We start from the raw sequence: 12,260 nt of genomic DNA on the forward strand, positions 1-12,260 counted from the left end.
TTCTCCTCCTCTGCAGCCTTGCGAATTACCTGAAGTCTAATATTAATATACCTTATTATAGATAGGAAAAGCCAGTACTTCCCGAAAAGAGATCGTCATTGTCCTTAGCTAGCGCTTCTGGCCGCTTATGATAGTAAAATAAAATGATGCAGTCACTTTGAAAATAAAAAAATGGAGCAGTTGCCCGCTCCATTTTTCAGATCATACGTTTATATTACTCGAAAGAAGAATCTTTCGCTGGACGACGTCCTTCGTTACTGCTTGGACGCGGTTTGCGGTCACGGTTGTAACCACCTTCTCTGCTTCCACCGCCAGTGCCAGTGCTGCTGCCGCTGTTACGATCACGGTTGTAACCGCCACGTCCGCCGCCACTGCTGTTGCGATCGCGGTTGTAACCACCACCACTGCCGCCGCTACCACTTGTGCGGTTACCGCTGTAACCCGATGGTTTACGTCCGCCAGAGCGAACATCCGGTTTACGACGTTTTGCACGGATTGGATCTTCAGGAGTCAGATCAACTTGAGCATCTTTCTTGTCACCTGTCAGGAGCTTCAGTGCAGCCGACAACAGTTGAACAGAATCATATTGCTCAAGCATTTGAATCGCAATACCTTTGTATTCGTTCAGTTCGCCTGATTGTACGATTTCCAGCAAGCGCTCTGCTGTCAAACGTTGTTTACCTTCAACCGCTTCTGCCATTGTTGGCAGTGGTTTACGTGGAATACGGTGACGTGTTACACGCTCGATGAAGTGCAAGTGATCAATCTCACGCGGTGTAACGAAGGACCAAGCAGCACCCTCTTTACCCGCACGACCTGTACGACCGATACGGTGAACATAGCTCTCCGGATCTTGCGGAAGGTCAAAGTTAACAACGTGAGTTACACCAGATACGTCGAGACCACGTGCAGCCACGTCTGTTGCAACGAGTACGTCAATGCTACCGTCACGGAACTTACGCATTACCGCATCACGTTGATTCTGGGACAAGTCACCATGAAGACCGTCTGCAGAATATCCACGTTTTTGCAAAGCTTCAGCCAATTCGTCAACACGACGTTTTGTACGTCCGAATACGATCGCCAGTTCAGGAGATTCCATATCCAACAAACGGCTCAATGCTTCGAATTTTTGACGCTCAGGTACTTCGATATAGGATTGGTCAATCAATGGTGCACTAACATGTTTCGGAATCACAGAAATGTGTTCAGGATTGTTCAAGAATTGTTGTGCCAATTTTTGAATGTTAGGAGGCATTGTTGCTGAGAACAGCATCGTTTGGCGCTCGTCTGGAACTTGTTTCAGGATGGATTGGATATCCTCCATGAAACCCATGTCGAGCATTTCATCTGCTTCATCCAGTACAACAGTTTGTACATCATCTAGTTTGATTGTTTTGCGGTTGATGTGGTCAAGGAGACGTCCAGGTGTACCAATGATGATCTGTGGTTTTCTTTTCAGTGCACGGATTTGACGCACGATATCTTGTCCGCCGTAGATTGGCAGGGAGCGCAGACCTTTGAAGCGAGTGAGTTTTTCGATCTCTTCAGCAACTTGAATTGCAAGTTCACGTGTAGGTGCCATAATAAGGGCGCGGATTTTCTCGTCACTTTTTGAGATTTTGCTGATCAACGGAATACCGAATGCAGCTGTTTTACCCGTACCTGTTTGAGCTTGACCAATCAAGTCTCTGCCTTCGAGTGCCAAAGGAATCGCTTTGGATTGGATCGGTGTTGCTTCTTCAAACCCGAGCTCAGTGATGGCTTGCAGCACCAGTGGTTCAAGATTGAAATCTGTAAAGTTTAAATTTGTCAAAATTATTCATGCTCCTTTTATATGGTGGACATGGTGGACAATCCACTTTGTTGTCTGTATTCTTAAGTAGCGTTAATATTTATAGGGTATCCCAACGGGACGAATTATTTTCACTAACGAATATAATTCCATGAATGGGTCCCCAACATAAGACTAAAACTACATACATGTGTTTGAAACATTTCAAAATTTTATTGCTCCATTTAGGAAAAGTTTCCTACTCAAGAATATCCACAAATTATTATATCACAAAACAATTCAAGATTACCAGCAATCTGGTTTTAAATATAAATGAGGTGATTAAATTGCCCAAAATAATTTGGCACTCTTTAGTGATCATTTTGGGTGCTGCAGCTATTGCCTGCGGCTTCAACTGGTTTTTGGTCCCCCATCAGCTTTTAAGCGGCGGGGTGTCCGGTATTTCAATGCTTCTGGGTTATTTTACAACGTTGAATCTTAGTATAATGTATTTTGTTCTTAACATTCCCCTGCTCATTGCAGGTTGGTTTATTCTTGGACGACGCTTCATTACATTAAGTATTCTTTCGGTAGCAGCCACTTCCTGGTTCATTGCGCTTCTGCCTGTTTTTGCTGTGGCTACAGATCCTTTACTTAGTTCTGTATTTGGCGGTGTGCTTATTGGAATGGGTACTGGCGTTTCCTTCCGAGTCGGCGGCTCCACAGGAGGACTCGACATTGTTGGGTCCATTTTCACGCGTAAACGAGACTTTCCGATTGGTACAGTGATGGCCGGTATGAACGGTACGATCATTATGCTTGCAGGTTACCTGAGTGACAATTGGAATACAGCCTTGGCCTCGATGGTATCCATCTACATTACAGGCAAAGTGCTTGATCTGATCCATATCAGTCACGTCAAAGTAACACTGTACATTATTACAAACGAAACCGAAGCCATGTTAAAAAAATTACTTGTTCGGCCTCGTGGAGTTACCAAAATTAAGACTCAGGGAGCATACACGGATATTGAGAAGGACATGCTCATGACCGTTACCACCCGCTACGAGTTGGTTGAAATTAAACGTATTATCAAGGATACAGATCCAAACGCTTTTGTTAACATTGTGGAAACGGTTGGTGTTATGGGTTCATTTCGCAGAAGTTGAGACACCTGTACGGTTAACAATTCACAACATTGTGGTATAATAACGGTGTACGGCTCCTAAATATGTTGTATAGCAGGTTCAACCCTTCAATTTCACAGGCCATATGCTTTCCCGAATCGCGCCGAATGACTTACCATTTTGGAATTCGAGTAGGAAAGGGTGATTATTGTGGATATGGAAACGGTAAAACTGTTTGAGATTGTCAACAGATGGTGCCCGGAAATGCTCCCTTTCTTGAAACCGAATGAACTCGACTCACTGATTGTCCTCCGGGATGGGCTGGGCATCCTGGAACAGGGAGACGCAATGGAAATCATTCAGTACAGTATTTGTGAGCATCAAAATGAGATTTACATTCAATAATTTTTTTCAGATTGATCACGCCGCTTCTTGCAGGGGATTTCCTCAGCAGGAAGCGGTTTTCATTTTTTCCATGTGTTTCATTACTTGATTAATATGGTTAAAAGCCCAGAGGCTTTAATGTATAATTCATACATGGAATGCACACATAAGGGAGTGGAAATGAATGAACATGTTTTGGGCTTTAATGGCTATGGCCTTTGGAAGCTTTGGTGGTGCCCCCGCAGTGGCGGACCAGGGAACCCCTCAATTCCAATCGTTAACCAACAGTTTTAACACCGCAATTATCCAATCTCAAAAAGATCAGGTTGTTATTGATGCCGATAACCCACCTGCCAAAATTGATCCTCAACCTGATGCACCTGTGGTCAAAGGTATTTATGTAACGGCCTACAGCGCAGGCGGCGCACGTATGAAAGAATTGTTGGAGCTGACAGACAGTACAGAACTGAATGCCATGGTCATTGATATCAAAGACGATCTCGGATACATAACTTATCCCACAGAAAACAAAGCGCTTCAGAAAATGGGTAAATCCCAACCTTTTATCCGGGATATCGATGCCTTGATGAAACGATTGCAAAAACATGAGGTCTACCCGATTGCACGTGTCGTTGTATTTAAAGATACGATTCTTGCCAAGAAAAATCCGGAGCTCTCCTTCCGCAACAAGGATGGATCTGTATGGGCAAATGGCAAAGGCGACAGCTTTGTGAATCCTTATAGCAAGGAAGTATGGGACTACAACATTGAGATTGCCAAGGAAGCTGCCAAGCTTGGATTTAAAGAGATTCAATTTGACTACGTTCGTTTCCCGGAAGGTTTCGAAACTCGAGCCGATGTACTCAAATACACCAAATCTGACAAGTCACGCGTGGATGTTGTGGCTGAATTCGTGCAATATGCACGCAAGGAGTTGGCCCCGCTAGGTGTTCGTGTCTCGGTTGATATTTTCGGTTATGCCGCTTCTGTACCTGCGGCTGAAGGCATTGGACAGGATTTTGTTAAAATATCCGAAAATGTGGATGTCATTTCACCGATGGTATATCCGAGTCACTATTCAACTGGCTGGTATGGGGTCAAGGATCCTGACAAAGATCCTTACACAACCATCAAGGGTTCAATGGAAGATGCACACAAGAAACTAGACCCTACCAAAGAACTCAAACCCGTCATTCGTCCGTGGATCCAGGACTTCACAGCAAGCTGGCTGGGCAGTGGACACTATGTCAAGTATGGCAAGAAACAAGTGGAAGACCAGATTAGAGCAATGAAAGACATGGATGTACATGAATATCTGCTCTGGAATGCGTCCAACCGTTATACATCAGGTGTACAATATAAGTAATCCGCACTCTTTCATACTTCTCATTTCATCCAACCTCGTTCTGCTTGAAGCGGAGCGAGGTTTTTTGGTGTTCATTTTTCTCTGCCCCCTACTCTGCTTCTGTCCCTATTCAAATTGAACAAAATCCACTACAATAAATAGCTGTCCAGATATGACACTCGGATGACATCTCTATAGAATAGTGAGGCACTGCCAGTGAACATGAACACAACAAGTTTTTCCCAAAAAGTGAAGCAATTCCTGATTATATTTTTGCCCATCTTCACCACTCAAATCGCCCTCTCTGCCATGTCGTTCTTCGACACCAATATGTCAGGCAAGTTTTCCCCAGCCGACCTTGCAGGAGTTGCAATCGGCACAAGTCTGTGGATGCCAGTTCAAACTGGACTAAGCGGGATTCTGATCGGTATTACACCTGTCGTTTCCCATCTGTTAGGTTCCAAACGTAATGATCAGATTGGGTATAACGTCATCCAGGCGCTGTATCTCGGGATTGCAGTCAGTCTCGTCGTTATCGGAGCCGGGGCGTTGTTACTTGGCCCTATACTGAACGGAATGCCTCTGGAGCCCAGGGTTGCCCAAGTCGCCTTCTATTTTTTGTGCGCACTCGCTTTTGGCATTATTCCGCTCTTCGGATATACAGTGCTGCGCAGCTTCATGGATGCACTTGGCCAGACACGGACTACGATGTTCATTACGTTGGTTTCCCTGCCCGTTAACATCTTTCTAAATTATCTGCTGATATTCGGCCGCTGGGGCTTTCCACAATTGGGCGGTGTTGGTGCTGGTGTTGCTACAGCATGTACATACTGGCTGATCTTTCTTATTAGTCTCTTTTTTGTCCATCGGGTCGAACCTTTCGCCCAGTATGGCATTTTCCGTCAATGGACCCGTGTCTCATTCTCCAAATGGAAAGAGTTACTCAAGATTGGAGTGCCCATCGGATTTGCGACTTTTTTCGAAACGTCCATCTTCGCTGCTGTGACTTTAATGATGAGCCGTTTCGATACCACAACAATTGCTGCACACCAGGCGGCGCTGAATTTCGCTTCTACGCTCTACATGCTGCCTGTGAGCATATGTATGGCTCTTACGATCCTTGTGGGCTATGAGGCAGGTGCGGGGCGTCTGAGAGATGCCAGACAATACAGTCTGCTTGGAATTGGTGGAGCCATCGGGCTCTCACTGCTGACAGCGATCGTGTTGATTGTGTTCGGCGAACAGATTGCAGGCGTGTATTCGAATGATCGAGAGGTCATTGCACTTACGCAGCATTTCCTCATCTACGCCATTTTCTTTCAGATCTCGGATGCGATTGCTACACCGACCCAAGGAGCATTGCGTGGCTACAAAGATGTTAATCCGGCACTGATCATTACGTTCATAGCGTATTGGATTATTGGGTTACCTGTAGGTTATCTAACTGCTACGTATACTTCACTCGGTGCCTTCGGATACTGGATCGGCCTCATTGCCGGCCTTGCTGTAGGAGCAACAGCGCTTCTCTGGAGACTCTTCCTAGTACAAAAACAAGCCGCACTCCGCAAGGGGTAGCATCAGAACACTCACTTACTTTGGAAACAACAAAAAGAGCACAATCCACGTTAAAGCGGGATTGTGCTCTTTGCGTATGAATCGAATTATTGGGACAAACGTTGTGCAAGCTCGTAAGTCACCATATCGAAATCTTTTTTTGTGTTAACCACTTTATCAATATCCGTCAGGGTAAGTTCACCCTTGATAATGCCACAACCTTTGTCTGTCTCGCCTGCAATCAGACTGCGAACAGCGAAGTCGCCAAGACGGCTTGCCAGGTTACGGTCGAAAGGTGTTGGCGTACCCCCACGCTGAATGTGACCCAGAACGGTTACACGTGGCTCATACGTTGGGCAACGTTCCATCAGTTCTTTTGCTACATCCTCACCTTTGCCTACGCCTTCTGCAACGATGATAATACTATGACGTTTGCCATGTGCAAAGTTAGCTTTCATCCGATCTGCTACTTCGTCCATATCAAATGGAACTTCTGGGACAAGAATCGTTTCAGCACCCGAAGCAAGTCCGGCATGCAGAGCGATATCCCCACAGTGACGACCCATAACTTCAACGATGGAAGAACGTTCGTGTGAAGACATCGTATCACGTAATTTGTTTACTGCATCAACTACTATGCTTACAGCTGTATCAAATCCGATGGTATAGTCGGTGAATGAAACATCGTTATCAATCGTTCCTGGCAGACCCATGGTGTTAATGCCCAGCTTGCTCAGTTTGTTTGCTCCGTTGTAGGAACCATCCCCACCGATAACAACCAGACCGTCAATGCCACGCGCACGCAGAATGTCCGCACCTTTTTGCTGACCTTCAGCGGTATAGAACTCCTTGCAACGTGCCGATTGAAGAACCGTTCCCCCACGTTGGATGATATCTCCTACACTCCGCAAATCCATTGGGAAAATGTCATTATTCAAAAGACCCTGGTATCCACGTTGAACTCCAAATACTTCGAGACCGTGAAACAGTCCGCTGCGAACAACCGCACGAACAGCCGCGTTCATCCCCTGTGAATCACCACCGCTCGTTAATACTGCGATTTTCTTTACTGCTGTCATGATGTTTCTTCCTCCTCTAGTTTCACTTCAGGCTCCGCAATATCACACCTGACTTACATATTTTTCCGTATCCAGCGACTGAAAATGAAGAAAAATATTCTTGTGATCGGACTATTTTTCAGCAGACGTTTGGATACAACGCGAACTTCCTGTTGTTCGCTGACTTTGGGATCAGACAGGTAAATGGCAATCAGTCCTTCGATGATCATCCGGTGAAAGGAGCTTCCCGGAATCTTCTGTACATCGCTGCGTGCCATCTCCACAATAAAAGCAATTCGGTCCAGCATTGTCTCCACATTCTCATAATAGTTGCAGAAGTTGAGATCTCCCCCGATGCGGTCCTCATCCTGATCAATTAAATAATCGAGCATAATGTGCAATGCGCATACATGTGGGAAATAGGCCGTGTGGATCGAGGCCGCTTGCTCTTCAGTCAACTGATCGTCACTCGCAGCCAGAAACAGCATGAAAACGCCCAGTGTAGAGCCAGTTGCAGCAGCAAATTCGTTCCAACGAAACTGAGGTGTGCGATGACGATGCTCCGACCACCATTCGAGCAGTGCCGTTTCTCTCAGTTCCGGCTTGATATGCTTATATACCTGCAGGTCCGTGTATAGGCCTGCCAGATCCTGAATTTGGGGCTTGGCGGACGTATAGCCTGGTAACTGACGGGTCAGTTCCTGACATGTGGTCACCAGATTCCGCAGATATCCACCGTCATCCTGCTCCTCACGGAGGGCATAATAATTGACGGGAATTGCTTCGGGATCTACCGCATCAAGCATGGATTGATGGAGAAGACGAAAGTCATCCGGGTCCATCGACGTGCTGCGGTCGCACAGATTGTCCAAATAATCACTAATAGTTTGATATGAAACGATCAGCGGAATCAGAATGTGTCTGTTGGGCAAATCAGCCAATGCGTAGACGGTTCCGCCTTCACAGTGAAACTGTTTATCCTTCAGACTGGCAAGTGCCTGTGTACGCAACTCCTCATTCGGAATCGCCTCAGCTTGAGCACGCCATCCATTCAGTGCCTTCCGTGTTTCCGGAATGGTGTATTTGTACACCCCTCTCATCAATGCCAGCGGTCCACGCGGATATTGATGACGTTTTCGATTTGATTGGCTCAAAATAAATGTGCCTCCACTTGGTTGAATACGTATTAGAGCGATTTTTAACCATTCCTATTATAATATGATCCCCTTAATTGTACAAATGATCTGCCGCATATTCCGCATAAAAAATCGCATCCGCGCCCAAAGCTTTGTGATATACTAGGCATATTTCATCCATCAAAGGAGTCGTTGACATGTCGTCAAGTGAATCACTTTCGTGGAGACGGTTATTTTCTTTTTTTGTGCCACTTGGCATTTCCGCCTCTCTCGTCACCATTTCTCACGTCATCATAAACAGCACATTAGCACGTTCCGCTCATCCCGAGACGGTTATTGCCAGCTATGCCATCGCCGGTAGCTTGTTAACCCTCACGGAACGCCCCTCCACCCTGCTGCGGCAAACCTGTTCCGCACTGGTTCGCGATCGCCTTTCCTTTCAGGCCCTCACGTTTGTGACCAAAATATTTCTTGCCTGTGTGCTTCTCATTGGGTTTCTTATCGTATACTCTCCCGTTGGTACCGGGGTGTTCAAATACTTGTTTGGTGTAAGTCCGGATCTGCTGAACAAAGTCATCGACGTATATGAAATTCTCATGTATGTGAGTATCTTTTCAGTGATCCGAAACATCTATCAGGGGATCATCATTACGAATAACCGCACCAAGTGGTTAACCATCGGGATGGTATTCCGTTTAGCCGGTATGTACGGCCTATCCCTCTATTTCATATACACAGACAGCATTGACAGTGGACGTGTAGGCGCTATCATTTTTGCTACTGGCATGATGATTGAAGCGCTTGTCAGCTTTCTGGAGGGTAACAGCATCAAGCGCAAGATGCCAGCCAAGCTTGAGGATCATCCCGTCGAGAGCAAGGGAGACGTATTTCGCTTTTATAAGCCGCTTCTGTTATCCAGCTTTGTAGCGCTGTTCATAGGACCGGTTATTAACATCGTACTTGGCAAAACGACCGGGATCGCACTAGCCATTTCATCCTTTGCCATAGCAAGCAGTCTGATGCAGTTGATGCTAAGCTTCTTTACATACATCCATCAGATCGTGCTGAATTTCTACCTTGTAGACGCCAAACTGGTACGAAAATTCGCACTTGTCACCGGATTTATTCCGTTTGCGATGATGGTGTCGATTGCCTATACCCCCTTGGGACCATGGGTACTCGAAAATGTCATGAGCGTTCAGGGCGAACTTTTGCAACAAAGTCTGTGGACACTGCGTGCGTTCGTCTTATTTCCGCTGATCTTCCCTTTTCTGGATTTCAGCAATGGCCTCATTCTGCTTCGTGGTCAGACAAAAACGATGTTTCGTTCACAAACGGCGAATGCAATCTGCACGGTAATTGTGCTGCTTATACTGGTTAGTATTTTTCCTGCGTGGAACGGCATGATTGGCGCTGTTGCCCAATCCCTTGGCCTGCTCGCCGAACTCATCATTGTCTGGCTTGTCATCCGGCGCACGAAGCAAGAACCTACGATGTCCGTGCCCAAAGACCGTAAATCAACATCCCTGAAAGGGTAATAAAATCATTGAATTGTTATCAGGATTGGAGTCTCTCATCATGAAATTAAGTCACAACGCCCGCCCGGATCAGAACTGGCTGCGGGCTCTCATGTTCACCATCTTTGGTTCCACCGTCCTGGTGGTATCCTACTTCCAGCTTTACTTCAGTCATCTGGGCTTCAGTCGGGCTGAGATTGGATATCTCTACGGAATTGGCCCCCTCATCTCTGTGTTCTCCAATATGTTCTGGAGCATGGCCAGCGACCGCTACCAAACGGTACGCAAAGTGATGATCATTCTGCTTGGTGGTCAATTGATCACAGGGATCATGCTCGCCAATGCAACAACTTTCGGTCAGGTATTTGTACTCGTGACCCTGTTTTACTTTTTCTATTATCCGGTCTATCCACTCTCCGATACGATGGCTATTACAACGGCCAGCAAGTACGGCCGAAATTTCACTTCCATTCGAGTCTTCGGATCGATCGGTTATGCCTTCTTTGCATTAAGTATCGGGTATTTCCTTGGATCTTTTGGTCCAGCATGGACGATTTGGGTCTGCGTTGGTCTTGCTGCAACTACACTATTGATCAGTTTTCAATTGAAGGATCAACCTTCGGGAAGCAGTAGCAAAATGGATCTATCGGGGTTATGGGCTATTTTGAAACGCAGAGATGTGCTAACCTTTTTTGGCTGTGTATTTTTGCTTGCCATGGGACATCGCATGAACGAAGCATTTCTTACCATCACGCTAAAAGATCTGGGTGCCAGCGAGGGGCTGATCGGCTGGTCTTTGCTGATCTCTTCCGTAAGTGAAATCCCCATATTTCTACTGCTCAGCAAGTATGGAAACCGTTATAAAGAACTGCCGCTAATTGCTTTTGCTGCACTGATGTATACGGTTCGTTTGCTTCTCATGTCCATATCCGATACACCTGCAGCCGTTGTTGCAATTCAGACGATGCACAGTGTTACCTTCGGTATTTTTTACGTTACGGCGGTCCGCTACATCATTCGCCTAGTTCCGGACGGCTACAGAGCTACAGGTATGGCCTTGTTCACCATTGTCTGGTCCAGTGCTTCGGGACTTCTTAGTGGAACGTTGGGCGGACTGCTGCTGGAACATGCAGGCAGACAAACCTTCTATCTCACCGCTATGGCTTTCTCCCTGGCTGCACTAATCGGTTTCGGATTAAAGTTATGGTCCAGCATGACCAATCGTGTCTCCTGAACACACAGGGAAACTTACATCGTATTCTACCGTTATTTACACTGAAAATTTTAGAATCAAAAAAAGCACAGCCTCCCATGGGGGACTGTGCTTAGGTTCTTAATATTCAGCTATAAATTTATAATATATAAGAAGTCCGTTAACCGGATAAATTCTTACAGTTTGTTTACGTTAGCTGCTTGAGGACCACGGTTTCCATCAGTGATTTCGAATTCTACCGCTTGACCTTCTTCCAATGTTTTGAAGCCATCTCCTTGGATTGCGGAGAAATGTACGAATACGTCCTCGCCGCCTTCAACTGAAATAAAGCCATAGCCTTTTTCTGCGTTAAACCATTTAACTGTACCTTTCAAATGAAAAACCTCCTAAAAATATCGCCATCTATGGCGAATACCCTTATTATACTGTATGGGCTTCCATTTTGCAATTTATCTTTCCATAAATGTCGAAAAAATTTGCTTTGAATCGTAGGGTACGGTATCATTTTACCAAAACCGTTAGTTTGGAGACTACCTATGATAAAAAAACATGAAATATACAAAACAGACAAGTGGAATATGATGACCGTAGAAGTTCAAGGCAAATATCTCGTACTGCGAGAAATTTCGGAAGAGTGGGGCGAAGAATGCCATACATTCCTTAGCCGTCCTGCATTAATGCACTGGGCTGAACGCCGTTTCCCAAAAGCAGATTTTGAGAACCGTGAGGATGAATGGCGTCAATTGATGGCTGCCTTCAAAGGGGTCTAACCCATGCAGCTTGACTCAAGCAATGTCGTCATCTTTATTATCCTTGCCTTCTCCCTTGGTATTGTGCTTATTCTGGGACGCAATTCCATCCCGGATCGACTGAGACGGGGAATGGCGCTTATTGCTACCCTGCTCATTTGTTTCGCCTTTTTCCTGATCGTTTATTTTCTGTATAACATGGGAGCCTAATCACGGGGACCCAGATGCTCAAATATTTCAACGTGCCTAAGGTCATACTATACGAGATTATTCGTATCGTAAGGAGGAAGGCCGTTGAAATACCAGAAATCGCTATCTGTTATCCTGGTACTTAGTCTGATTCCTTCGTCTCTCTCCGCACAGGCAAGCGAGACGAAGGCAGCTTCGTCCAACCATTCATTAG

Annotated in this window: 12 protein-coding genes; 8 read left to right on the top strand and 4 right to left on the bottom strand. The window is 45.8% G+C overall.

Annotated elements, in window-relative coordinates:
- Nucleotides 1-214: 214 nt before the first annotated feature.
- Complete coding sequence (locus MHB71_RS14770) at nucleotides 215-1,816, bottom strand: DEAD/DEAH box helicase (RefSeq protein WP_036609657.1); 1,602 nt, start codon at nucleotides 1,814-1,816, stop codon at nucleotides 215-217.
- A 305-nt stretch (nucleotides 1,817-2,121) separates the two neighbouring features.
- Between MHB71_RS14770 and MHB71_RS14775 the strand changes: the two genes are divergently transcribed.
- The 4 genes from MHB71_RS14775 to MHB71_RS14790 all read left to right on the top strand — a co-directional run bounded on the left by MHB71_RS14775 (nucleotide 2,122) and on the right by MHB71_RS14790 (nucleotide 6,205).
- Complete coding sequence (locus MHB71_RS14775) at nucleotides 2,122-2,943, top strand: YitT family protein (RefSeq protein WP_036609659.1); 822 nt, start codon at nucleotides 2,122-2,124, stop codon at nucleotides 2,941-2,943.
- 174 nt (nucleotides 2,944-3,117) lie between these two features.
- On the top strand, nucleotides 3,118-3,306 hold the full coding sequence (locus MHB71_RS14780) for a hypothetical protein (protein WP_029880762.1): 189 nt from the start codon (nucleotides 3,118-3,120) through the stop codon (nucleotides 3,304-3,306).
- Between the two features lie 184 nt (nucleotides 3,307-3,490).
- Nucleotides 3,491-4,651, top strand: a complete 1,161-nt coding sequence (locus MHB71_RS14785; protein ID WP_340030178.1) for a putative glycoside hydrolase — start codon at nucleotides 3,491-3,493, stop codon at nucleotides 4,649-4,651.
- 201 nt (nucleotides 4,652-4,852) lie between these two features.
- Nucleotides 4,853-6,205: an MATE family efflux transporter gene (locus tag MHB71_RS14790; protein WP_340030179.1), complete on the top strand. Its 1,353-nt coding sequence runs from the start codon at nucleotides 4,853-4,855 to the stop codon at nucleotides 6,203-6,205.
- 86 nt (nucleotides 6,206-6,291) lie between these two features.
- On the opposite strand, the gene pfkA is transcribed toward MHB71_RS14790, so the two are convergent.
- On the bottom strand, nucleotides 6,292-7,263 hold the full coding sequence (pfkA, locus tag MHB71_RS14795) for a 6-phosphofructokinase (RefSeq protein ID WP_036609663.1): 972 nt from the start codon (nucleotides 7,261-7,263) through the stop codon (nucleotides 6,292-6,294).
- Nucleotides 7,264-7,316: 53 nt separating this feature from the next.
- Complete coding sequence (locus tag MHB71_RS14800) at nucleotides 7,317-8,396, bottom strand: tetraprenyl-beta-curcumene synthase family protein (protein WP_017689390.1); 1,080 nt, start codon at nucleotides 8,394-8,396, stop codon at nucleotides 7,317-7,319.
- 179 nt (nucleotides 8,397-8,575) lie between these two features.
- Between MHB71_RS14800 and MHB71_RS14805 the strand changes: the two genes are divergently transcribed.
- Together MHB71_RS14805 and MHB71_RS14810 are read left to right on the top strand one after the other, a co-directional pair.
- Nucleotides 8,576-9,916 (top strand): multi antimicrobial extrusion protein MatE, encoded by a 1,341-nt coding sequence (locus MHB71_RS14805; RefSeq protein WP_340030028.1) that lies wholly within the window; start codon nucleotides 8,576-8,578, stop codon nucleotides 9,914-9,916.
- A 40-nt stretch (nucleotides 9,917-9,956) separates the two neighbouring features.
- A complete protein-coding gene (locus tag MHB71_RS14810; RefSeq protein ID WP_074094449.1) occupies nucleotides 9,957-11,129 on the top strand; it encodes an MFS transporter in 1,173 nt (390 codons plus the stop codon).
- 155 nt (nucleotides 11,130-11,284) lie between these two features.
- On the opposite strand, the gene MHB71_RS14815 is transcribed toward MHB71_RS14810, so the two are convergent.
- Nucleotides 11,285-11,482, bottom strand: a complete 198-nt coding sequence (locus MHB71_RS14815; protein ID WP_017689394.1) for a cold shock domain-containing protein — start codon at nucleotides 11,480-11,482, stop codon at nucleotides 11,285-11,287.
- A gap of 162 nt (nucleotides 11,483-11,644) precedes the next feature.
- On the opposite strand from MHB71_RS14815, the gene MHB71_RS14820 reads away from it, so the two are divergent.
- Entirely contained in the window at nucleotides 11,645-11,878 is a 234-nt protein-coding gene (locus tag MHB71_RS14820) for a hypothetical protein (protein WP_017689395.1), read from the top strand.
- A 3-nt stretch (nucleotides 11,879-11,881) separates the two neighbouring features.
- Entirely contained in the window at nucleotides 11,882-12,067 is a 186-nt protein-coding gene (locus MHB71_RS14825) for a hypothetical protein (RefSeq protein ID WP_036609669.1), read from the top strand.
- Nucleotides 12,068-12,260: the final 193 nt, after the last annotated feature.

Origin of the sequence: Paenibacillus sp. FSL H7-0940, assembly GCF_037979415.1 — a bacterium.
In the GTDB taxonomy this organism is placed as follows: domain Bacteria; phylum Bacillota; class Bacilli; order Paenibacillales; family Paenibacillaceae; genus Paenibacillus; species Paenibacillus amylolyticus.

What these genes read in the sequence shown, in the direction of transcription:
- MHB71_RS14780 (WP_029880762.1), top strand. Translation starts at nt 3,118, where the DNA reads ATGGAAACGGTAAAACTGTTTGAGATTGTCAACAGATGGTGCCCGGAA.
- MHB71_RS14785 (WP_340030178.1), top strand. Translation starts at nt 3,491, where the DNA reads ATGGCTATGGCCTTTGGAAGCTTTGGTGGTGCCCCCGCAGTGGCGGAC.
- MHB71_RS14790 (WP_340030179.1), top strand. Translation starts at nt 4,853, where the DNA reads ATGAACACAACAAGTTTTTCCCAAAAAGTGAAGCAATTCCTGATTATA.
- pfkA (WP_036609663.1), bottom strand. Translation starts at nt 7,263, where the DNA reads ATGACAGCAGTAAAGAAAATCGCAGTATTAACGAGCGGTGGTGATTCA.
- MHB71_RS14805 (WP_340030028.1), top strand. Translation starts at nt 8,576, where the DNA reads ATGTCGTCAAGTGAATCACTTTCGTGGAGACGGTTATTTTCTTTTTTT.
- MHB71_RS14810 (WP_074094449.1), top strand. Translation starts at nt 9,957, where the DNA reads ATGAAATTAAGTCACAACGCCCGCCCGGATCAGAACTGGCTGCGGGCT.
- MHB71_RS14820 (WP_017689395.1), top strand. Translation starts at nt 11,645, where the DNA reads ATGATAAAAAAACATGAAATATACAAAACAGACAAGTGGAATATGATG.
- MHB71_RS14825 (WP_036609669.1), top strand. Translation starts at nt 11,882, where the DNA reads ATGCAGCTTGACTCAAGCAATGTCGTCATCTTTATTATCCTTGCCTTC.